This window comes from Psychromonas algarum, from assembly GCF_004376845.1.
In the GTDB taxonomy this organism is placed as follows: Bacteria; Pseudomonadota; Gammaproteobacteria; order Enterobacterales; family Psychromonadaceae; genus Psychromonas.
In genome coordinates, this window is record NZ_SNUW01000010.1 from 71,319 (window position 1) to 93,839 (window position 22,521).

Genomic DNA, 22,521 nt, shown 5'->3' on the forward strand with positions numbered 1-22,521 from the left:
TCCATTTCATCCCTGATTAAATTTATTCTGACAGCAACTCGATTTGTGTAACACGTTCTTGCCAGCAGCCGTTACTGTCTGATGCTAGCTCTAATAAATCGATTTTATTTTTGGAGACTTTTAACACTTTTCCATAGTTTAGCCCCAAATAATACCCTGGTCGTACCTTGTGAATTTCACCTCCTGATACTTGCACAAGCGCCCAAAGCTCTTCATTGATCGATAATGTACCTCTCATTTTAATATTTTCAAGAGAATACATCTCTAATGACTGTTTTTTACGTTCAAAATTAGGCTGAGGGCAACTTTTAGGCGCATTTTTTACCACCTCGGCAACTTCAGCTTTAGGTTTTGAAAATGGGTCTCGGCCCTCTTCCTGCGTAAAAACTAACGCATCAATTTTTTTCAAAGTGGGTATTTTATCATTAATGGGATAAACCTTTGCTTTAGTCTCAACAACAAAGGAGTTCAAATCATCAATTTTCACTTCTACACATGCAAACAGCGAAAGACTCATTAATAAAGTGAATAAATGCTTCATTATTTATTTCCTTTATAACGGTAGGTTTTAGCCACAACATCTAACATAAGCATGTTCTCCCCACTATGCTTTAAACGTAGGTTTTCTAATATGACAATACGTGGTAATGCCGCAATATCAGCTGAAAACTTACCTAACTGATCGTAAGTCCCTACCACTTGAATACTGATTGGAACCTCTTCCGAAAGCTCACCCTGTTTCTTCACTCCCCAGTTAATACTTTTAAACTGTAAACCGTTATTTGAACCGATAAAGCTAATGTCATCTAACAAGCTCGCAAGTTCTTTGTTACTAGGTAATTTATTAACCAGCCCCTCCAGTATCACTGCAATTTCTTTCATTTGCTCTCGATACGGCTCAAGGTTTGAAGCCAGTGCGGCTTTTACTCTAAATTCATCTTTTAGTGTTAACTCTTTTGCTTCAATTTTCTTTAATTGTTTTAACTGGTCTTCAATGACGTAATAATAAAAACCAACAAACAACATAAGACAAACAACCACAATCATCACAACTTTATATAAACGAGGCCAACTACCTACATTTTCAAAATCTAATTCATTAATGTTCATTTTTTAGCCCCCTGCTCATCAAGCACAACAAAGTTCATAGAGAACTTAAACAGTTTTATAGGTTCGGTAGGTCCTGTCACAATAGAAGGTAATGAAGCATCCCCTAACCAACCAGAACTATCCACATTTCTTACCATTGTACTAACCCGCCCGTTTGATTCAGTTAACCCTCTAACATCAACTCGGCCATTATTAAAATTAACAGAATCAATATAAACACCAGGAGGAGTAACAACAGGTAAAGTATTAAATAGATGAGTTGCGGTATTACGCTCAGCTTCAAGATGTTGGATTAAGTTAATACGACGTACTAATTCTGCTTTTTCTGCTTTAATATTACGGATTTCTGCAATGCGTCTATCAAGAATAATAGTTTGAGTTTGTAAGTATTGATTACGTTCACTTTGTGCATCAATCATTGAATCGACATACATTTTACCCACATAACAGATGGCTAAAGCCCCCAAGCAACTTGCACCTAATATTGTAAAAAAAGTTATTTTTCTTTTCTTTTTATCGTCTTCGCGCCATGGCAACAGATTAATATTCGACATTAAATAACTCCTCGTAATGCCAAACCTAATGCCATCATATATTTAGCTCCAGACTGGCTTAATAATGTTTTATCTTCTTCATTTTTGAATTCGAAACCTAGATAAGGATCTGCAACTTGTACATTTACCTCTAACTCATCTTTTAATTGTTGTACTAGTTCAGGCATTAACTGCCCACCACCCGTTAAAATTAATTTTTTAACTTCTACGGTATTGGGTGCATTAGTAAACATGCGTAAATCAAAACGCAAATGATTCACTGTCTGATTAATAAAAGGAGTAATAACGTCGATATCACAATCAACAGGTAAGTTACCCTCTAATTTCATTTTTTCAGCTTCTGTAAATGAAAAACCATAACGGTCTGCGATCATTTGGGTACAAGTTGCACCACCATGATTTTTGCTACGTGTAAAAATAATATTGCCCTGATAAAAAATATTGAGCATCATTTGCGAGGCACCAATATCCACAAGTGCAATACCTTGGTCATAATCTTCTGGAGAAAACACCAATTCAGTTGCACGAGCAAGAGCATGACTAGCCACGTCAACAACCGTTGTTTTTAAACCGCTTTCGTCCACGCATTGTACCTGTGATAACACTCTCTCTTTTCGAGCGGCACTCACAAGAATGTCATTGGCGGCTTTATCTACAGCATTAGGACCGATAATTTCAAAATCGATAAATATTTCATCTAATGGAAAAGGAATACTACTCTCTGCTTCTAATTCAACTTGAGCCTCTAACTCTAATTCATCAAGATCCGCGTTCATTGTCATCACTTTTGTAATGACGTCAGCCCCCGTCACAGCAATCGCAGCATTCCTGTAGTTAGCAGGGAAATTCTTTCGTAACTGTTTAATTACTAACGTTAATTTAGCAACATCTTCCAAACGGTTATCTACAATTAGTCCTTTAGTAACTGGCGCTTCCCCTACCGCATCAATCTGATACGTGCCATGGCCTTTTGATATGGCCATTGCTTTAATTGAATCAGATCCAAAATCGATGCCGATCACACCACTTGGCCCCATTTTTTTAAACCCAGAAAACATAATATCCTGCCGTATTTAGTGTTAATAAATAGATTTCTTTGATAACCTGCGATATTAAGATGAAAAACAACAACTTCCAAGGTGATGAGTCACAGTTCCCTCTTTAACTCCGGACTTATCACTATATACTGTAAAAAATAATCTAAAATCATGTAACACTGTCACACTATCGATTGGAATTACTCAAATATGATGAAATGGATCAAGCGTCTTTTTTTATTAGCTCTTTTCTTAGGACTTGCTGGAATTGCAACAATAGGAATTGTTTATTATCAACTTAAGGCAAACCTACCTGACGTAACGACAATTCAAGACATTCCGTTACAAGTACCGATGAAAGTTCTCAGTAAAGATGGAGAACTCATTTCTCAATTTGGTGAAAAGAGACGTATTCCATTAACTAGAAAAGAGATCCCAGATCAGCTTGCTAATGCTTTCATCGCAACAGAAGATAGCCGATTTTATCATCATATTGGTATTGACCCGATCGGTATTCTACGTGCAGCAGGTGTTTATATTGCTTCAGGTAGTGCAAAACAAGGTGCGAGTACGATCACCCAACAAGTCGCAAGAAACTTCTTTTTAACCAACGAAAAAACCATGTTGCGTAAAGTAAGAGAGATGTTTATTGCCATACAGATTGAGCAAATCTTAACTAAAGATGAAATCTTAATGCTGTACTTAAATAAAATTTCTCTAGGCCACCGCTCGTTTGGTGTAGGTGCAGCAGCACAAGTGTATTTTGGTAAAGCAGTTTCTGATTTAACACTTTCAGAGATGGCTGTATTAGCAGGCCTTCCTAAAGCGCCTTCGCGTTTAAACCCTATTTATTCAATTAAACGTGCAACAGAACGACGTAATGTCGTTTTAAGACGTATGTTGGATGAAAAATATATTACGCAAGAAGAGTATGAAACAGCATTAAAAGAAGTGGTTTTAAGCCGTTACCATGGTGCCGAAATAACACTTTCAGCGCATTATGTGGCTGAAATTGCACGTAATAAATTAGTTGAATTATATGGTGAAGATAGAAGTTATAACGAAGGTTTTAATGTTTACACTACCATCACTAAAAAAGCCCAAGAAGCAGCAAATCAAGCCGTAATTGAAAACCTACATAATTACGATATGCGTCATGGCTACCGAGGAGCAAGCAAAGTTCGTTGGACTGAAAAAGAGACCTCTTGGACACCTGAAAAAATAGCACGCACTTTATCAAGTGAAACAAGTTTTGCAGATCTCTTACCAGCCATTGTTGTTGCTGTTAATAAACAAAGCATTGATGTCATTGTGAAAGGACAAAAAGAAAACATTTCAACCATTGAATGGGACGGATTAAAATGGGCAAGAGCATTTAGATCTGATTCATCACAAGGTCGCGCGCCTCACAGAGCAAAAGATATTGTCAAAGTGGGAGAACAAATCTGGACCCGTGAAGTAGAAGTGGAAACGGAAGTTAATAAAGAGAAAGTATTAGTTAAACAACTACAACTTTCACAATATCCAGATGTAAGTGCCGCTTTTGTCGCCCTGAATCCGCAAGATGGAGCTATTAACGCATTAGTTGGTGGCTTTAGTTTTGTACACAGTAAGTTTAACCGTGCAACACAAGCAAAACGTCAAGTAGGTTCTAATATCAAACCATTTATCTATTCAGCAGCTATTGATAATGGTTACACATTAGCAACCTTAGTCAATGACACTCCTATTAATCAATGGAGTGGTAGTGCTGCGTGGAGACCTAAAAATTCACCTGCAATTTATGAAGGTCCAATTCGTTTACGTCGTGCTTTAGGGCAGTCTAAAAATGTAGTATCTGTACGTTTAGTGCAAGATTTAGGTGTTGATACCGTTATTCAGCAGCTAACAAAATTTGGCTTCAATGAAGCCGATATGCCTAAAAACTTTTCTATTGCATTAGGTTCTGCTTCAATTTCGCCTCTACATTTAGCAACCGGTTATGCAATTATTGCAAATGGCGGTTACAAGGTGGAGCCTTATGTTATTGAGCGCATAGAAGATGCTTATGGCACTGTGTTATACCAAGCTCAACCTAAGATTGTTTGTCCTGAATGTACTGATAAATATCAAGCAGATGCAAGTAAACCAGGTAAAGTTATTACTAAAACAATCACTGATGGAGGGGCTAAGGTTTGTGAAATTTCACCGATTGAGGAAGCGCAAATTGCCCCTTCAGTTATATCTCCTGAAACAGCTTTTTTAACACGTGAATTATTACGCACAGCAGTCTGGGGGGGGGGTGACTGGAAACATAAAACAGGTTGGAGTGGTACAGGTTGGAGAGCTGGTCGTGCAATTGGACGTCAAGATATGGGTGGGAAAACAGGTACTACCAATGATTCTAAAGACGCATGGTTCTCAGGTTTTGTAGGCAATATGGTGGCAACGTCATGGGTTGGTTTTGATGACTTTAATCGAAAACTAGGACGTGTTGCATATAATAGTAACTTAAGTAAAAACCAAGTAACTGGTGGTGAAGCGGGAGCAAGAACAGCACTTCCTGCTTGGAATAGTTTTATGCTAAAAACAACTAAAGATGAACCAACTTATACTCCGCCTCGTCCAATGACAATTTCTAGCGCTCGTATTGATAGAGCAACAGGTTTGTTATCATCATCAACAGACTACACCTCTGTATTTGAGTTCTTTAAATCAGGAACAATACCAACAGAATATGCTCCTGAAGCGGCTTATATTCCAGAAAGGTCGAGTGAGTCAGATACAACAGATGGTGAAAATAGCTCAGGTAAAAAAACAACCGTTACCTATGATGATGAGCTATTTTAGAATTTAATCTGTTTTAAAAAAGCTCTTCAAAACGTCGGACAGATGGGAAATCCTGCATTAATGATGCAGGTTTTTCACTATCTGGTTTATTGATCCCAACAAGATATTGAACACCAGCATCTTGAGCAACAGTGAGTATTTTTTCACTATCATCGATAAACACAGAACGAATAAAATCAGTATTCAACTGCTCTTGTACCGCACTCCAAAAACGTTTATTTTCTTTTGCTACACCAATATCATGGCTAGAAATAACAAGGTCGACATATTTTAAGAGATCTGTTTGTTTGTTTTTTAATGCAATACCACTAGGATGTGCATTCGTTAAAATAACAATTTTTTTATTTAATTCTTTTAACTTTTTCAAAAACCATAAGCTATCTTCTCGCCATTGAATTTTATGTTTATTTTTATTCTGTAATTGATGAATATCCAGCCCTAAAATAGTGGTCCAATAGTCATAACAGTACCAATTTAAGGTACCAAAAACTTTTTTATATTGGGCATAAACATGATGCTTAGCTTGCTCAATAGATTGGTCATGTAGTAATGAATATTGTTGTGGAACAAAATTAAGCCAAAAATTAGTATCATAATGTAAGTCTAATAAAGTACCGTCCATATCCAATAAAACCAGATCAACATCTTTTTCTAAAAACATAATATTCCTCAATAAAAAACGCTGTAAACCTTCAATATATCTACCCTTTTGTGCAATAGATTACCGTAGATACAATAACTATTGTAAGATAACATTTCTCTTCACTAATGATAGTCATGAGGTATCTATGAGTCGCTTTCCATTAACTTTGCCTGAAATTATTAATAAAAGTGTCGTTGCCTGCAGTCGATTTTTTAAAATTGAAACCTTACAGCTTAAATTTAGTAACGGTGAACAACGCGAGTTTGAACGTATGCAAGGCGGCCGCTCTGCGGTATTAGTTGTACCATTCTATGATGATCAAACTATCTTGTTAATTCGTGAGTATGCCGCTGGCACGCATAGCTATGAATTAGGTTTTCCTAAAGGTTTAATTGACCCAGGTGAGAGTGCTTTAGAAGCGGCCAATAGAGAATTAAAAGAAGAAGTAGGATTTGGAGCAAAAGAGCTAACTGAACTAAAAAAAGTAGTCATGGCACCAAGTTATTTTAGCAGTGAAATGACCTTATTTATGGCAAAAGACTTATACCAAGAGAAGTTACCTGGTGACGAACCTGAGCCATTAGAAGTGATTAAATGGCCACTAAACAAAGTTGATGAATTACTTGCACGAGATGACTTTCAAGAAGCTCGAAGCATTAGTGCATTATTACTGGTAATCAAAAACCACAAATAAAAAAGCATTAAAAAGAAGAGCTACCTTGCTATTAAGTAGCTCTTCTAAATTATTTTAAAATAAACGATTCAATCCATTTAATGCCGCTACTCGATATGCTTCAGCCATAGTTGGGTAGTTAAAAGTAGTATGTGCAAAATACTCAATAGTATTACCCGGACCTTCTTGTTCCATGATTGCTTGACCAATATGAATAATTTCCGCCGCTCGCTCACCAAAGCAATGAATGCCGAGAATTTCTTTTGTTTCACGATGGAATAATATTTTTAAGCTACCAACATCAGAACCCAATATTTGTGAACGCGCTAGATCTTTAAATTGTGCACGCCCCACTTCATAAGGTACTTGTTGTTGTGTCAGCATCTGCTCTGTTTTACCAACAGAGCTAATTTCAGGAATAGTGTAAATACCCGTTGGGATATCTTTGATTAATTTTCTTTCACCTTCACCCGTTATAATTAAATTAGCAGCAATACGCCCTTGATCATAAGCCGCGCTTGCAAGGCTTGGATAGCCAATAACATCACCGACAGCATAAATGTTATCTACTGCTGTTTGGTAATGTTCATTAATTGCTAATTGCCCACGTCCATCAGGTGTTAATCCCACAGCGTCTAGGTTTAATAGATCGGTATTACCAGTGCGGCCATTTGCATATAACAAACAATCCGCTTTCATTTTCTTACCTGATTTAAAGTGGATCACTACGCCCTCTTGTGAGGATTCAACTTTTTCATATTCTTCATCGTGGCGTAAAATCATGCCGGAGTTTCTAAAGTGATACGATAAAGCGTCTGACATCTCGGCATCTAAAAATGATAACAATCTATCACGTGTATTAATTAGATCCGTTTTAACACTTAACCCTCTAAAAATTGAGGCATATTCACAACCAATAACACCCGCCCCATAAATAACGATATGCTGAGGCTGATAATCTAGAGACAATATAGTGTCACTGTCATAAACATTAGGAGCGTTAAAATTAATATCTTGTGGATGGTAGGGACGAGATCCCGTTGCAATAATAATATCTTGTGCAGTAATGATTTCTGTTGAGCCGTCCGAGCTCTTAATTTTTAGCGTATGATTATCAACAAAAGATGCTTCACCAAAATGTAATGTACAGTTATTACGGTTATAAAAACCACTACGCATGGTTACTTGCTTAGCAATAACTTGTTCTGTATGACGCAATACATCAGCAAAAGTAAAAGCTTGTTTTTGTGGATAATTATTAGTAAATAATGAATTGTTTTTAAGTTCAATGAGTTGTGTAACACTATGTCGAAGGGCTTTTGAAGGGATCGTTCCCCAATGCGTACAACCACCGCCAATATCTTGATACTTTTCAATCACAGCAACACGCTTGCCAGCTTTAGCTAATTTCATAGCTGAGCCTTCACCGCCAGGGCCAGTGCCAATAATTATTGCATCATAATCATAACTCTTAGGAGTGGCTTTGTTTTTTTTCGGTGTTGACATTAGACGACCTTACTTTGACAAATAAAACACATATTAACAATCTATTATCATTTGTCACACATTCTTACAACAAAGCGTGCGCTAGATAAATAGCAATCGTCTATTACTGATATTCAGCTCTCTTTAAGTAACGACTTGATTATAAAAAAGAAGAAATAGCAGTCTGTTCATGGTATTTTTAGTTTTTAACACAACGTAATTGGCTGGAGTAAAAAAGTAATGCAAGATAGCAAGGTCTCAATAAAGTGGTTAATTTATACTTTTTTAATAGGGTTATCCGCTAATGCGTGTTTTTCTATTTTAACCATTTCTTTTGTTTCATTTTCTCCTTTTCCATTTTTAACGCTATTTTTTGCGGTGAATCATTTCTATCGTTTATATATTCATGAGGCAAATAATGAATATAGTATTCGTCCAGCATGGGTCGCTTTTTTTATTGGAATATTCTCTTTTTCTGCATTCACAGGTGCGCAACACCCTGAACTAGGATCAAATTTTCTATCAATTACAATCACGCTTATTTTATCTATTTGGCTAATGTATAAACTCATGTTTGGTGACAAACATTATTCCGCATAATCACTCTAAGAAGGTATAAAAATGGATTACATTACACGTAATATCCCAGCATCAAAAAAGAAGATTGCTTTAGTTGCACATGATCATATGAAATCTCTTTTAATGAGTTGGGTTGATGACAGAGTAGAACAATTAAAACACCATGATTTACTGGCAACAGGAACAACAGGCTCTTTACTAGCGAAACAAACAGGCTTACCAATCGAATGCCTTTTATCTGGTCCAATGGGTGGAGATCAACAACTTGGCGCTAAAATAGCTGAAGGAAAAATTGATGTATTAATTTTCTTTTGGGATCCAATGAATGCGGTGCCACATGACCCTGATGTAAAAGCATTATTACGCTTAGCAGCTGTTTGGAACATTCCAATTGCAACCAACATAGCAACAGCTGATTTTATTATGGATTCAGCATTACTTGCTCAAGATTATTCAACACGCATTCCTGATTACCAGGGATACTTAATCGAACGAACTAAATAATCGTTAAGGATTAATGTGCAAAGCTTAACTGAACTTTATATTTACCCAATAAAATCCACCAAAGGCATTGAGTTACCGCAAGCATTGGTTGAAGAAAAAGGATTAAAGGATGACCGACGTTATATGTTGGTTGATCTTGAAGGTAAATTTATTACTGGTCGAACTCACCCTCAGTTAACTCAAATCAGTATTGAGTTTTCTAAAAAAGGGTTATTTGTCAGCGCACCAAAACAACCTAGTATTTATATTCAACCAGAGTTATTTTCAACACAAACTCTGAATGTCGATATTTGGTCGGATTCAGTACAAGCTCAGCATTGCAATATAGAATATGATCGCTGGTTTTCTTCTTTCTTAAAACAAGAATGCCAGCTTGTTTATTTTGCAGACACAAGTAATCGAACAGTTAAAAACACACAATATGAAGTCGGTTTTGCTGATGGTTATCCTCTATTACTAATTAACCAAGCTTCTATTGATCAACTTAATACACATTTAGATGCCCCTATAAGTGCTTTGCATTTTCGTCCTAATTTATTAATTAAAGGTGATACCGCTTTTATTGAAGATACTTGGGCACGGATTAGAATTGGTGAAGTTGCATTTCAAGTGAGTAAACCTTGCTCTCGTTGTACGTTTACTAATGTAGATCCCAAAACAGGGGTTGCAGATCTCGAACAACCATTAAAGACCCTTTCTCAATTTAGATATCATCAAGGTGATATTGATTTTGGTCAGAACTTAATTCCATTAAATACTGGCATTATTCGTTGTGGTGATGCAATTGAGATACTAGAAACTCAAATACCACCTTCATATAGTTCAATGCTAGCAACTCAAACAAGTAACAAAGAAGCAGTACAAATTTACTTTGCTGGATCTGATATTGAAGTGACAGGCGATAACCAACAACTATTATTAGAACAAGCAGAACAAGCTGGCATTAACATCCCTTATTCATGTCGAGGTGGTAAATGTGGGCGTTGTAAAACACAAGTTTTAAGCGGAGAGGTTTCGGTATTAAGTAATGAAGGCCTCAATGATAACGAAATTGAAGCAGGTTATGTATTAGCTTGTAGCTGTATTCCCCTATCCGATATCACAATTAATCATTAAATAGAGGCAATTTATGCCTATTAATAAAATATCCACAGTCACTGATACTCCACGATTAATTAACTTATTAGGCATCACAGAGAATACTAAAGAAGCAGGATTCATATTATCCGACGGGCGGTTATTACATCTCCCACGAAAAAACCCTTTAGTAAATTTTAATCATCTTGATGTCATTAAATTATTACCACAGTTTCAAATGACAACAAATCCTGTTAGTGATACAGAAATGATTGCTTTTATGGCAAAAGAGCAGTTAATCCGCTTTAACATCGAAGGCATAATCCACTGTGCTGTCCATCCAAGCTCTATGCAAATGCGTAAGATTTACAACATACTTGCTTATCGCTCATCAATCTTTGAAATTATCATATCTAATGCAGCTGCCATGACATTAGCGCAGCATCAAGTATCTGGACCAAGCATGTCAACATTAGTAAAAATTTTTAAAATTTATGAGCAGCAAACTGCCGCCATTAAAACCGATGAATTTTTTGTACAACAGACAGCAACTCATTACCAACTTGTATTTCGTCCAAGCATGAAAGTAGTCGGTAAGATGAATAAAAATACTAATACATTAAAAATGGAGCTCGAATATAAATCCGCGAGTAAATTATTTTATCAATTAATAACTGATTTATAGTTTTAAAATAGATAATGATTGGTAAAAGTAACGATTTAAAAGCCCATAAAAACCTTTATTCAGCTACTTACTGTTAATTGATAGGACAACCACTGTGGAATTTAAAATCCTCATCAGGGCTAGTAATTAACTCTCCTTCAATTTTACCAAAATAGGCAATACGCTGACTAATATCCTTACCTGCTATTTGCTCTGCAAGTGTTAAATAATCTTGATAATGGCGCGCTTCTGACCGTAAAAGAGAAAGGTAAAATTTATTTAATACAGGATCTAAATGCGCTGCTATCTTAGCAAAACGTTCACAGGATCTTGCTTCAATATAAGCACTGCAAATGAGCTTATCTATCAAAGTATCAGGCTCATGCGTTGTAACATGATTTAATAATTCTTTAGCGTAGCGACTCGAACCAACAAAACCAAAACGAATATCACGTGCATGCATGATCTCTATTACTTGATAAAAATGATGTAATTCTTCTTTAATCAATAACACCATTTTATCAACTAAGTCTTGAGCATAAGGTATATTACCTTTCACAATAATTTTTTTAGATAAATTATTGTTTGCTAACGCTCGCCAATCACCTTGCTTACGATAAACATAATCATTATAAGGTGTTAACCAAGACATCAAAGCATCACCACTTTGTTTATCCACCGCATAGCGACGAATCAATAGCATACCTGTTTGAGCAGCTTTTAATTCACAGATCATATGATCGATTAATAACACGGATTGATGCTCAACAAGCTTAGCTTTATTTATCCAAGCTTGTGGTGTTTCCGTATGTAAAAATGCTTTTATTGGCGCTAATAGTTTTTCTTCAGCTTGCATTAATAACGCTCAAATAATTTTAATAGTGCATCGCTATTATCCGGAGCAAAGTTTTCTTCTTGCTCTTTTCCATACACACTATCTGCTAATTTTTGTTTACGTGACTGCAATGCTAAAACACGCTCTTCAACGGTTTCTTCACAAATTAATTTATAAACAAAAACAGGTTTATCTTGGCCAATTCGATATGCACGGTCAGTTGCTTGATTTTCTACGGCAGGATTCCACCATGGATCATAATGAATAACAGTATCTGCTGCTGTTAAATTAAGACCGACACCACCCGCTTTTAAGGAGATTAAGAATACTGGAACATCACCCACTTGGAATTTCTCAATGACATCACTACGATTACGCGTTTGCCCTGTTAATTTAACAAAATCAATACCCGTTTCTTGTAATGCTTCTTCAATTAAGCCTAACATTTGTGCAAATTGAGAGAAGATAAGAATGCGGCGGCCTTCTTCTACCATCTCCGGTACAATTTCCATTAAAAAGTCTAATTTTGCAGAACTTTTAATTTGCTGTGCATGTTCTAATTTGACTAAACGAGGATCACAACAAGCTTGGCGTAATTTCAGTAACGCATCTAAAAATTCGATACGACTTCTTGCCATCCCTTTTTCGCGCAAGAGATCTCGTACTTTTGCTTCCATCGTAATACGAATGCTTTCATACAGCGTACGTTGATCATTTTGTAATGCGATTTTATGAATAATTTCAGTTTTAGCTGGCAACTCTTTCGCTACATCATCTTTAGTACGACGTAATAAGAAAGGTTTGGTTTTTTGAATTAACCATTGCTGTATTTGTTGATTTCCTTCACCTTCAATTCCCTTACGATAAACACGATTGAAAGTACTATATGAACCTAAAAACCCTGGCATCAAGAAATCAAACAACGACCATAATTCACCTAAATGATTCTCCATAGGTGTACCGGTTAAACATAGACGCTGTTTAGCATCAATTAACTTAATACTTTTAGTCATTTTTGCTAATGGATTTTTAATGGTTTGCGCCTCATCTAAAATGAGATCTGCAAAAGAAAATGCTTCAAACTCCTTAAAATCACGAGCAATTAAAGGATAAGTTGTGATAACGAGATCATAATCATTAATATCTTTAAAGAATTGATGACGACCAATGCCATGTAAAACCAATACTTTTAAGTCAGGCGTAAATTTAATTGCCTCATTAAGCCAGTTACTTACTAAAGAGGTTGGGCAAATCACCATTGAAGGTAAAGTTAATAACTGATGCTGCTTTTTATAAAGTAAATACGCTAAGGTTTGAACCGTTTTACCTAAGCCCATATCATCGGCTAACACACCTGAAAAGCCATATTCATTTAAGAACATTAACCAATCTAAACCTTCTTTTTGGTAATCACGCAGATCAGCCGTTAAACCTTCAGGTTTAAGCACAGATTGAATACCACTAAAATTAGCTAACTTTTTAGCTAACTCCTGAACGTGTTCACCACCAACCCAGCGATTAATTTCAGGTAATTGAGCTAATAAAGCAGCCTGATTTTGCGGCAGATTAATCTTGCTTTCATTGACTTCACCTAACTCTTGCAAGATTGACAAAATAGGTTGAATAGATTCGCGTTTAACACGCAGAGGACGGCCATTGCCTTGAGCTAATAAGATATCGTAATCATTCTGCTGCCAATCTTCATTGCTACGTAACCACTCTAATAATAAAGGCAATAATTCAATACGTTTGCCTTCTACTTCAATAGAAACACCTAAATCAAACCAATTACCTTTTTCATCAACATCGATGTCAATGCTATCAACTTGCTGACTCTGTAATGCTAAATCTTTAGCAATCTCAAATTGCCAACCTAGTACTTCTAAACGGGCTTTATGTGCCGTTAATAATGACAACCATTGAAACTCTTGAGAACCACCTAATTCAGGCGGTAAAATTCCCTGTGTATCTTTATTAACTATAAATTTGGGATCATACATATACACATCAAGTAAGCATAATTCATTAAATTCATGAAGTGCTGCCAGCTCTTGTTCTATCTCACGTGAGATACTAACAATCTGACCTTTATGCATATATTGATTACGTTGTTTATCTTCTAAAATATGAGGAGTTAGCAATAAATCACCATACTTAAAATATAAACGTCCTAAAAATAGGTCTTGAGCTTTTATCTTTTGTACGTCTAGCTTAAAGATAACCTGCAATTTTTCATCAATATGCTGAATATCATAATGCTGAGGATTAGGTAAAACATCTTGTGAAAACCCGAGCGAAACTTCCTGTGTAAAATGCGCCCGCTGTTCTTCACCTAACGGTGGTGATTGTAATAACGACAATAACCAATCACGGTTAAAATCTGTTGATATTTTACCAAACTGATGGCGTTCTAAATCATAGAAATAAGGTTTGGGTGTAGGAATTAATAACCAGTTTTCACAATCATCTAAATTAACCGTTAATTGCTTTAGCTCATCTTCTACAGATTGCCATTCGAGTGTTAAAGCACGTGCTTCAGAAACTGTTATTTTTTGATCTAAAGTTTCCCAGAAGCAACGTCCTGTTTGTAATATTTTTTGTAAGGCTAATAAATCTAACTCTGTTTTAATATAAGTTTTACCTAACTTGCTAACACGACCTTCTTTAGTTAACAATAAACGTAGAATTTCAACATCTTCATCTTCTACCCATTTAAAACTTTCCATCCAGCTTTCATTATCAGCAACAGAAACTAAATCTTTTTCACTGAAAACATGCGTATTTTCACTTTTTAGGAAACGCACCGTGCCATATTCAACTCTGATATAACGGTGCTCATGATTAAATACTTTTTTATCAAAAGAGAAACGGAAAAAACCTTGATAAGCAGACGCTCTCACTTTTGTAGGTTGTGTAACTTTCCCTTCTAACATTTCATACCAAGTTTGGTAACTATTCTCGATATTATAATTAGGAGTGTCAGCTTGATAGGCTAATAATAAAGCAACTGCATGTTTACAGTTCCAACCTACAGGACAAGAGCAGGTGCTCTGAATAATATAGCCACCTTTATTGGATGTTTTTATCGATGCTTTAGTGTCATAAGGAGCTTCATTCGTCCCTTTCACCAATCCTGTCAGGGTATTAGTCGATTCATCATAATCACATGCTAATACACGGCTCTCTTTAAAATAGAGGGTACCTCGGTCAATAATGTTACGACCAAAACTTGTTGATATATCTTGCTGAGTCACTTTAGGCATCGGAAAAAACCATCTAAAAAACGGATCGTTAATGATAGAGAGATCATGTGCATAAATAAAGGACTAATCACAAAATTACAAACATCCTAATAATTACAGACACATTTATTTACTAATAAAGACAATTTTAGTAGTTTACAGACAGGAATTTTATTTATCTTAAAAACGATACAATAAAAAATAGATCATCTTATAGAGATAAGAATTCATTGTTAAAAACTCAAACTCTTGCATCATTTTATTTTTTCATTATTGCTTATATCTGCCTGCACATATCTCAGTTCCCAATGGCTAATGATGTCGATTTTTATAGCTTATATTTTGAATTAATCATTACAATAACCCTGTTATTTTTGCTCATTAACTTACATAGAATGAAACATAATACCGTTGTTCATAAGTACCTATTAAGTGCCTTTTTCTTTTTATTTTTAGCTTTATTAACAGATTCCTTAGATGAAATATTTATTCAGCCATGGTTATTAACTGCGCTACTCGAAGATCTAGGACAAGTGATAGGGTTTATTCTGCTCTTTCACGGTATTAACACATGGATAACACAAAATAGTGTTCAAACGGGCGAGTTAAAAAAACGCTCAGAAACAGATGAGTTAACTGAGCTATATACTCGTAGCCATTTCAACAATATGCTTAATAACAAATTATTAGAACAAAGTAATTTATCCATCTTATTAATTAATATTGATAATTTTAAAACTATAAATGAACAATATGGTCAGTCTGCTGGAGATATTGTTTTAAAACGCTTTGCAAATAAATTAAAGGATTGTGTGCGTAAAACAGATATTGCCGCTCGCTGGAATGGTGAAGAATTTATTGTATTGTTAATTGGCAGTGATAATCAAATTACTAAAGACATAGCTGAATTGATCCGTGAAAATACTGAATTATTATGTGTGGAATACAATCAAGACATCATCAATATAACGGTTAGTATTGGTGTGGCAAGCTATCAAGATGGAATAAAGAGTTGTGAATTAATTCATCAAGCTGAACAATGTCTATCAGAAGCTAAAAGTTCAGGTAAAAACAAAGTATTAATCGATAACAAATAATCATCCACTTCCTAATAAGAAGTGGATGATTGCTATTAATTTAATTAACTTAAATTAGGTCCTAACCAACGTTCCGCCGTTAACATATCCCAACCTTTACGTTTCGCATAGTCTTCTACTTGATCCTGTTGAATAGTAGCAATCGCAAAGTATCGACTTTCAGGATGAGAGAATATCCAACCTGATACAGCAGCACCAGGATTCATGGCATAGCTTGATGTTAACTCCATGCCAATCTCTTGTTCAACATTCATTAAGTCCCAAATAACTGCTTTTTCAGTATGTTCAGGACAAGCAGGATAACCAGGAGCAGGACGAATCCCTTGATATTTTTCACGGATCAGATCATCATTACCTAGCGTTTCATCAGCAGCAAACCCCCAGTAATCTTTACGAGTTTGTTGATGTAAATATTCAGCAAATGCTTCTGCTAAACGATCACAAACAGCTTGTACCAAAATAGCATTATAATCATCATTATTTGCTCTGTAGCGTTCAGCAACTTCACGCTCGCCAATACCACCGGTTACAGCAAAAGCCGCAATATAATCTGCCACTCCCGTGGATTTTGGTGCAATATAATCAGCTAAACAATGATTAACAAAAGGTGCTTTTTTCTCTGTTTGTTGACGTAGTTGATTACTCACTTGTAAGATTTCAGACCGTGTTTCATCACTATAGATTTCAATATCATCACCAACACTATTTGCAGGGAAGATACCCACCATACCCGCTGCAGTAATTTCCCCTTCGGCTTCGACAGTATCTAACATTGCTAAGGCATCTGCGAATAATCGTGTAGCTTCTTCGCCAACCACTTCATCTTTTAAGATACGAGGGTATTTACCTGCTAATCCCCATGTCATAAAGAAAGGAGTCCAATCAATATATTCACGTAATACGCTAATAGACATATTGTTAATGACTTGAAGGCCTAATTTATTAGGTACTTTAGGCTGATAAGACGACCAATCTATTTTTGCTTTATTCGCTCGAGCTTGAGGCAATCCAATAGGTGCACTACGAGGGCGTTTATTCGCATGCTGCTCTCGTACTCGTATGTAGTCTAAATTTAACTTTTCAACAAAATCAGGTTTAGTTTTAGGGCTTAATAATTTCTGACAAACACCTACCGCACGAGAAGCGTTAGAAACATAAACCACAGGTTCATCATAATTCTGCTCAATTTTAACTGCTGTATGCGCTTTAGAGGTAGTCGCTCCTCCGATTAATAATGGGATTTTTAAACCTTGACGTTGCATCTCTTTCGCAACATAAACCATTTCATCTAAGGAAGGAGTGATTAAACCAGATAAACCAATTAAATCTGCATTATGTTCAAGAGCTGTTTTGATGATCTTATCGGTAGGCACCATTACACCTAAATCAATAATTTCATAGTTATTACATTGTAAAATAACGCCTACAATATTCTTACCAATATCGTGAACATCACCTTTAACAGTTGCCATAACAACTACACCATTAGTCTCACCAACAGCTTTAGTTGCCTCAATGTAAGGATTTAAATAAGCAACCGCTTGTTTCATTACACGTGCAGACTTAACAACCTGTGGTAAAAACATTTTGCCTTCACCAAACAAATCACCAACGATGTTCATACCATCCATTAGCGGCCCTTCGATCACTTCAATAGGCATATTAACGGCTTGACGGGCTAGCTCAGTATCCTCTTCAATAAACTCGGTAATACCTTTTACTAATGCGTGCGCAATACGTTCATTAACAGGAAGTGTTCGCCATTCCAGTGCTTTACCATCATCAACTTTAGCTACGCCATCACCTCGATATTTTTCAGCGAGATCTAATAAAGCATCCGTTGCATTAGCGTGTTTATTTAAAACAACATCTTCTACTGCATCTTTTAATTCTTTAGGAATATCATCATAAATAGCTAACTGTGCAGCATTTACAATCCCCATATCCATGCCATTTTTAATACAGTAATAAAGGAATACAGCATGAATCGCTTCACGAACAGGGTTGTTACCACGGAATGAGAAAGAAACGTTAGAAACACCACCAGAGATCATCGCATGCGGTAAGTTATCTTTAATGTCTTTAACTGCTTCGATAAAGTCTACCGCATAGTTATTATGCTCATCGATACCTGTTGCAACAGCAAATATATTAGGGTCAAAAATAATATCTTCAGGTGGGAAGCCCACTTGATTAACAAGGATGTCGTATGAACGTTTACAAATTTCAAATTTACGCGCTCGGGTATCAGCTTGGCCATCTTCATCAAAAGCCATAATAATCACAGCAAAACCATAACGACGGATCAATTTTGCTTGATTGATAAAGTTATCAACACCTTCTTTCATGCTGATAGAGTTAACAATCCCTTTACCTTGAACACATTTTAAACCTTCTTCTAAAATTTCCCATTTAGAAGAATCGACCATAATTGGAACACGTGAAATATCAGGTTCTGAAGCACATAAGTTTAAGAATTTTTTCATCGCATATAATGAATCAAGCATCGCTTCATCCATATTAATATCGATAATATCAGCACCCGCTTCTACTTGATGTAAAGCAACTTCTAGCGCTTCATCGTATAACTCATCTTTAATTAAACGTTTAAAACGAGCTGAACCCGTTACGTTAGTACGCTCCCCAACATTTTGGAATAATGAATCATGGCTAATCGTTAGTGCTTCTAATCCACTTAAACGACACGCCACTTCAATTTCAGGGAGAACTCGAGGTTTAATACCTTCAACAGCATCAGCCATTGCTTTAATATGCGCAGGGGTTGTACCGCAACATCCCCCGACTAGATTTAAAAAGCCACTTTCAGCCCACTCTTTAATATGAGTAGACATTTCGTCAGCTTCTAAATCATATTCGCCAAAAGCATTAGGTAAACCAGCATTAGGGTGAGCAGAAACATAAGTTTCAGAAATACGAGACATCTCTTGCACATATTGACGTAATTCATCAGGGCCTAATGCACAGTTTAAACCAAAAGAAATAGGTTCAGCATGGCGTAGAGAGTTATAAAAAGCTTCTGTCGTCTGTCCTGATAAAGTACGCCCTGAAGCATCGGTAATCGTGCCAGAAATCATGATTGGTAATTTATAGCCCAACTCTTCAAATACAGTTTCTACAGCAAACACGGCAGCTTTTGCATTTAAAGTATCAAAGATGGTTTCAATAAGAATTAAATCACAACCACCTTTAATTAACGCATGTGTTGATTCAATATAAGCAGTCACTAATTCATCAAAAGTAACATTACGATAAGCAGGATCATTTACATCAGGAGAAATAGAACAAGTACGGTTTGTTGGGCCTAAAACGCCAGCAACAAAACGAGGACGATCAGGTGTTTCATCTGTTTTTTCGTCTGCAATACGACGAGCAATACGAGCAGCTTGTAGATTTATTTCAGCAGATAATGATTCCATTTCATAATCTGCCATTGCAATAGTAGTGGCATTAAATGTATTGGTTTCTAGAATATCAGCACCAGCATCTAAATATTCACGGTGAATATTGGCAATGATCTCAGGTTGAGTCAGTACTAAGAGATCATTATTACCTTTTACGTCACAGCTCCATTCTTTAAAGCGCTCTCCACGAAAGTCTGCCTCTTCAAATTTATGGTCTTGGATCATCGTCCCCATGCCGCCATCGATAAGAAGAATGTGTTTTTCTAGCTGTGCTTTAATTAATGCACTACGATCCATTGCTGACATAGAATTTCCTGCTGCTGTTTTTTAGGTAAAAATCAATGTTTATAATAACATAAAAGTAAACATGCATAACTTTCAAAGCGCATTCCATCTTGAAATATTCTGTTATAAATTATGAATATTTTGATAGTTGTAAGAATCATGGATGATAACCACGGAAGTATCGTAGTTGCTATAACAGATAGATTTAAACAAAAGGATAGCGCGAGGAATTCACTCACAAAAAAAGCGAGCTACTTAGCTCGCTTTACATCTTGAAAGAACTGTTTAATTGTGAGTATTAAAAGGTTTATTAACTTAAGAATAAATAATCATTCATAACAATAAAACTTTAGCAATGCTCCACTATCTAAATCAGTAAAAGTAAATGTCAGATTAGCCCGTTGGCAATGAGTTTTAAAAAAATAAACTCCTAACTCTGACACTCACTTTTAAAACATTGATAAAAAATAATAATATTCAAATCTCCTTGTATTCGTGAACACAATCAGTATGAATTATTAGAAACCGATATTGTTACCCCGCGGGGTGATTGAGTGTTTAATTTAACAACTCACTAATGCACGGTTTCAGTACACTGATACGAAGCTATCATCAAAATAATTTACTCCTTCAGTATATTTTTATTAACTTACGATACTTGAAAAATATTAATACAACCATCAAGCGCTAGGTTACTTATTTTTACTTTCTTAACTGTTAATAATTGTAGGTGAGCTTTTAATCCTTGCCACTTTTTATTCCGTTTTTTTACAATTATTTTTTATCATTTAGATAAGATCTTTTAAATCGTATGGAGTAACCTGATAAACACAATAGTTTAGCCAATTACTATACAAAAGGTTTCCATGGCTTCGCCAGATTGCATGCGGGATTTCATTCTCATCATCATTAGGATAATAATTAATAGGGAGAACAGGACCCAAACCTTCATCAAGATCTCTTAAGTATTCGTTATTCAGTGTATTCGCATCATATTCAGGATGCCCTGTAATAAAAACTTGTCGACAATCAGGAGTGGCAGCTAAATAAACCCCCGCATCTGGAGCATCAGCAAAAACAACTAGATCAGTTTTCTCTTTAATGACTCGGCTATTGAACTCCGCATAACGCGATAAAGGAGCCCAGAATTCATCATCAAAGCCTCTTACTAATGGATGATGATGGTGGTATGTGCGATGTGAATAAATACCCGATAGTTTATTTTCACGAGTCACTTTATCCAAGTCATAAAGTACTTTTAATGCCGCTTGTGCAGCCCAGCATAAAAATAAAGTAGAGGTGACATTATGACGAGACCAGTTAACAATTTCTGTAAATTTATCCCAATAATAAACATTTTCAAAAGGGATAGTACCTAATGGAGCACCGGTAACAATAAATCCATCCCATTTTTGTTCTTTAACTCGTTCAAAATCACCATAGAATTTATCTAAATGTTCTTGTGGTGTATTTCGAGTTGCACGTGCATCTACCCGTAATAATTCAATATCAACTTGTAACGGTGTATTTGATAAAAGACGCATCAATTGTGTTTCTGTTTCGATCTTTTTAGGCATTAAATTTAAAATTAATACTCGAAGTGGACGGATGTTCTGATGGCTTGCACGTGTTTCTGACATGGTAAAAATATTTTCAGATTTTAAAATACTTGATGCAGGTAAATCATCTGGAATACGAATCGGCATACTTACTTCCTCTACAAGATTAACTTTAGACATCTAGAAGTCTAACATTAAAATGAAATTTAAAAATATAAAATTCTATTCAGCCCACAAACAATCTAATTAAACCTTATCATTCACTAAAAAAACAACTACAACTAGTCACTCATTCTTTAACTAGTATCTGCATAGCGCTTTCGTTAGACTAAAAATAATTAATATAAAACAGGGAATAACCATGCTTTCAATACAAACGGTTTTAGCTGACTTAACAAATAAACAGCATGCAGATGCTTATTTAGATTTAATGTCTCATTATGCTTGTGATCCTATGGGAGGCGGAGAAGATTTAAGTCCCTTTGCTAAAGAAAACTTAATCTCAACTTTATTAACACGTAACGATGTTTTTATTATTTTAATTTTCAGTGACAATAAACCTGCAGCACTACTAACAGCAATAGAAGGATTTTCTACTTTTGCATGTAAACCTTTATTCAATATTCATGATGTAGTTGTTCACTCAGATTTTCGAGGAAATGCGTTAACTAAAGTATTATTTAATAAAATTGAAGAAGTGGCTAGGCAACGTAATTGCTGCAAAATCACATTAGAAGTATTAAGTGGGAATAATATTGCTTGTAAAGCGTATCAAAAACTAGGGTTTTCTGATTATCAGCTTGATCCTGAATTTGGTAGCGCTTTATTTTGGGCCAAGAAATTATAAGAATGGTAATACGCTAAAAAATTGAGTTTTGATTGTATATTCCGCTTAGTATTTAGATAGCTAAATACTAAGCGAAAAA

The 22,521-nt window shown here is 35.6% G+C and carries 18 protein-coding genes; 8 read left to right on the forward strand and 10 right to left on the reverse strand.

All coding sequences use genetic code 11. The features are described from left to right. Nucleotides 1-22: 22 nt before the first annotated feature. Genes E2R68_RS10550 through pilM form a run of 4 tightly spaced genes read right to left on the reverse strand, consistent with a single transcriptional unit; the run spans nt 23 to nt 2,722 of the window. On the reverse strand, nt 23-541 hold the full coding sequence (locus E2R68_RS10550; protein ID WP_134277650.1) for a pilus assembly protein PilP: 519 nt from the start codon (nt 539-541) through the stop codon (nt 23-25). Further along, the gene (locus E2R68_RS10555) at nt 541-1,110 is read right to left on the reverse strand and encodes a type IV pilus inner membrane component PilO (protein ID WP_134277651.1); all 570 of its coding nucleotides are present in this window, start codon (nt 1,108-1,110) and stop codon (nt 541-543) included. Before E2R68_RS10555 ends, E2R68_RS10550 begins: the two co-directional genes overlap by 1 nt. Beyond that, nucleotides 1,107-1,664, reverse strand: a complete 558-nt coding sequence (locus E2R68_RS10560; protein ID WP_134277652.1) for a PilN domain-containing protein — start codon at nt 1,662-1,664, stop codon at nt 1,107-1,109. The genes E2R68_RS10555 and E2R68_RS10560 overlap by 4 nt, the downstream gene beginning before the upstream one ends. After that, the gene (gene pilM / locus E2R68_RS10565; RefSeq protein WP_134277653.1) at nt 1,664-2,722 is read right to left on the reverse strand and encodes a type IV pilus assembly protein PilM; all 1,059 of its coding nucleotides are present in this window, start codon (nt 2,720-2,722) and stop codon (nt 1,664-1,666) included. Before pilM ends, E2R68_RS10560 begins: the two co-directional genes overlap by 1 nt. Nucleotides 2,723-2,914: 192 nt before the next feature. Here pilM and E2R68_RS10570 point away from each other — a divergent pair, with 192 nt between their 5' ends. Next, nucleotides 2,915-5,530, forward strand: coding sequence for a penicillin-binding protein 1A (locus tag E2R68_RS10570; protein WP_445177085.1), 2,616 nt, complete (start codon nt 2,915-2,917; stop codon nt 5,528-5,530). 13 nt (nt 5,531-5,543) lie between these two features. On the opposite strand, the gene yrfG is transcribed toward E2R68_RS10570, so the two are convergent. Continuing rightward, nucleotides 5,544-6,191 (reverse strand): GMP/IMP nucleotidase, encoded by a 648-nt coding sequence (yrfG, locus tag E2R68_RS10575; protein ID WP_134277655.1) that lies wholly within the window; start codon nt 6,189-6,191, stop codon nt 5,544-5,546. A gap of 127 nt (nt 6,192-6,318) precedes the next feature. On the opposite strand from yrfG, the gene nudE reads away from it, so the two are divergent. After that, nucleotides 6,319-6,867, forward strand: coding sequence for an ADP compounds hydrolase NudE (nudE, locus tag E2R68_RS10580; protein ID WP_134277656.1), 549 nt, complete (start codon nt 6,319-6,321; stop codon nt 6,865-6,867). 54 nt (nt 6,868-6,921) lie between these two features. Here the strand turns inward: nudE and sthA are convergent, their stop codons facing one another. Next, nucleotides 6,922-8,352, reverse strand: a complete 1,431-nt coding sequence (gene sthA / locus E2R68_RS10585) for a Si-specific NAD(P)(+) transhydrogenase (protein ID WP_134277657.1) — start codon at nt 8,350-8,352, stop codon at nt 6,922-6,924. A 219-nt stretch (nt 8,353-8,571) separates the two neighbouring features. On the opposite strand from sthA, the gene E2R68_RS10590 reads away from it, so the two are divergent. The 4 genes from E2R68_RS10590 to E2R68_RS10605 are packed head-to-tail and all read left to right on the forward strand — an operon-like array spanning nt 8,572 to nt 11,176. Then, on the forward strand, nt 8,572-8,931 hold the full coding sequence (locus E2R68_RS10590) for a YijD family membrane protein (protein WP_134277658.1): 360 nt from the start codon (nt 8,572-8,574) through the stop codon (nt 8,929-8,931). Between the two features lie 21 nt (nt 8,932-8,952). After that, a complete protein-coding gene (locus tag E2R68_RS10595; protein WP_134277659.1) occupies nt 8,953-9,414 on the forward strand; it encodes a methylglyoxal synthase in 462 nt (153 codons plus the stop codon). Nucleotides 9,415-9,429: 15 nt separating this feature from the next. Continuing rightward, nucleotides 9,430-10,530, forward strand: a complete 1,101-nt coding sequence (locus tag E2R68_RS10600; RefSeq protein WP_134277660.1) for a YcbX family protein — start codon at nt 9,430-9,432, stop codon at nt 10,528-10,530. 13 nt (nt 10,531-10,543) lie between these two features. Then, nucleotides 10,544-11,176: a hypothetical protein gene (locus tag E2R68_RS10605; protein ID WP_134277661.1), complete on the forward strand. Its 633-nt coding sequence runs from the start codon at nt 10,544-10,546 to the stop codon at nt 11,174-11,176. A 73-nt stretch (nt 11,177-11,249) separates the two neighbouring features. On the opposite strand, the gene miaE is transcribed toward E2R68_RS10605, so the two are convergent. Further along, nucleotides 11,250-12,011, reverse strand: a complete 762-nt coding sequence (miaE, locus tag E2R68_RS10610; RefSeq protein WP_134277662.1) for a tRNA isopentenyl-2-thiomethyl-A-37 hydroxylase MiaE — start codon at nt 12,009-12,011, stop codon at nt 11,250-11,252. Further along, nucleotides 12,011-15,253, reverse strand: coding sequence for a DEAD/DEAH box helicase (locus tag E2R68_RS10615; RefSeq protein WP_134277663.1), 3,243 nt, complete (start codon nt 15,251-15,253; stop codon nt 12,011-12,013). Before E2R68_RS10615 ends, miaE begins: the two co-directional genes overlap by 1 nt. 374 nt (nt 15,254-15,627) lie before the next feature. Here E2R68_RS10615 and E2R68_RS10620 point away from each other — a divergent pair, with 374 nt between their 5' ends. Continuing rightward, nucleotides 15,628-16,329: a GGDEF domain-containing protein gene (locus tag E2R68_RS10620; protein ID WP_166738847.1), complete on the forward strand. Its 702-nt coding sequence runs from the start codon at nt 15,628-15,630 to the stop codon at nt 16,327-16,329. A 44-nt stretch (nt 16,330-16,373) separates the two neighbouring features. Here E2R68_RS10620 and metH read toward each other — a convergent pair whose 3' ends face one another. Both metH and metA read right to left on the reverse strand, forming a co-directional pair. Next, nucleotides 16,374-20,057, reverse strand: coding sequence for a methionine synthase (gene metH, locus E2R68_RS10625; protein ID WP_134277665.1), 3,684 nt, complete (start codon nt 20,055-20,057; stop codon nt 16,374-16,376). Between the two features lie 767 nt (nt 20,058-20,824). Further along, on the reverse strand, nt 20,825-21,742 hold the full coding sequence (metA, locus tag E2R68_RS10630) for a homoserine O-acetyltransferase MetA (RefSeq protein WP_134277739.1): 918 nt from the start codon (nt 21,740-21,742) through the stop codon (nt 20,825-20,827). 214 nt (nt 21,743-21,956) lie between these two features. Here metA and E2R68_RS10635 point away from each other — a divergent pair, with 214 nt between their 5' ends. Beyond that, a complete protein-coding gene (locus E2R68_RS10635; protein ID WP_134277666.1) occupies nt 21,957-22,442 on the forward strand; it encodes a GNAT family N-acetyltransferase in 486 nt (161 codons plus the stop codon). Nucleotides 22,443-22,521: the final 79 nt, after the last annotated feature.

Bases quoted from the DNA above. Each gene is read 5' to 3' on its own strand.
- E2R68_RS10550 (WP_134277650.1), bottom strand. From the start codon at position 541: ATGAAGCATTTATTCACTTTATTAATGAGTCTTTCGCTGTTTGCATGT.
- E2R68_RS10555 (WP_134277651.1), bottom strand. From the start codon at position 1,110: ATGAACATTAATGAATTAGATTTTGAAAATGTAGGTAGTTGGCCTCGT.
- E2R68_RS10560 (WP_134277652.1), bottom strand. From the start codon at position 1,664: ATGTCGAATATTAATCTGTTGCCATGGCGCGAAGACGATAAAAAGAAA.
- pilM (WP_134277653.1), bottom strand. From the start codon at position 2,722: ATGTTTTCTGGGTTTAAAAAAATGGGGCCAAGTGGTGTGATCGGCATC.
- E2R68_RS10570 (WP_445177085.1), top strand. From the start codon at position 2,915: ATGAAATGGATCAAGCGTCTTTTTTTATTAGCTCTTTTCTTAGGACTT.
- yrfG (WP_134277655.1), bottom strand. From the start codon at position 6,191: ATGTTTTTAGAAAAAGATGTTGATCTGGTTTTATTGGATATGGACGGT.
- nudE (WP_134277656.1), top strand. From the start codon at position 6,319: ATGAGTCGCTTTCCATTAACTTTGCCTGAAATTATTAATAAAAGTGTC.
- sthA (WP_134277657.1), bottom strand. From the start codon at position 8,352: ATGTCAACACCGAAAAAAAACAAAGCCACTCCTAAGAGTTATGATTAT.
- E2R68_RS10590 (WP_134277658.1), top strand. From the start codon at position 8,572: ATGCAAGATAGCAAGGTCTCAATAAAGTGGTTAATTTATACTTTTTTA.
- E2R68_RS10595 (WP_134277659.1), top strand. From the start codon at position 8,953: ATGGATTACATTACACGTAATATCCCAGCATCAAAAAAGAAGATTGCT.
- E2R68_RS10605 (WP_134277661.1), top strand. From the start codon at position 10,544: ATGCCTATTAATAAAATATCCACAGTCACTGATACTCCACGATTAATT.
- miaE (WP_134277662.1), bottom strand. From the start codon at position 12,011: ATGCAAGCTGAAGAAAAACTATTAGCGCCAATAAAAGCATTTTTACAT.
- E2R68_RS10615 (WP_134277663.1), bottom strand. From the start codon at position 15,253: ATGCCTAAAGTGACTCAGCAAGATATATCAACAAGTTTTGGTCGTAAC.
- E2R68_RS10620 (WP_166738847.1), top strand. From the start codon at position 15,628: ATGAAACATAATACCGTTGTTCATAAGTACCTATTAAGTGCCTTTTTC.
- metH (WP_134277665.1), bottom strand. From the start codon at position 20,057: ATGTCAGCAATGGATCGTAGTGCATTAATTAAAGCACAGCTAGAAAAA.
- metA (WP_134277739.1), bottom strand. From the start codon at position 21,742: ATGCCGATTCGTATTCCAGATGATTTACCTGCATCAAGTATTTTAAAA.
- E2R68_RS10635 (WP_134277666.1), top strand. From the start codon at position 21,957: ATGCTTTCAATACAAACGGTTTTAGCTGACTTAACAAATAAACAGCAT.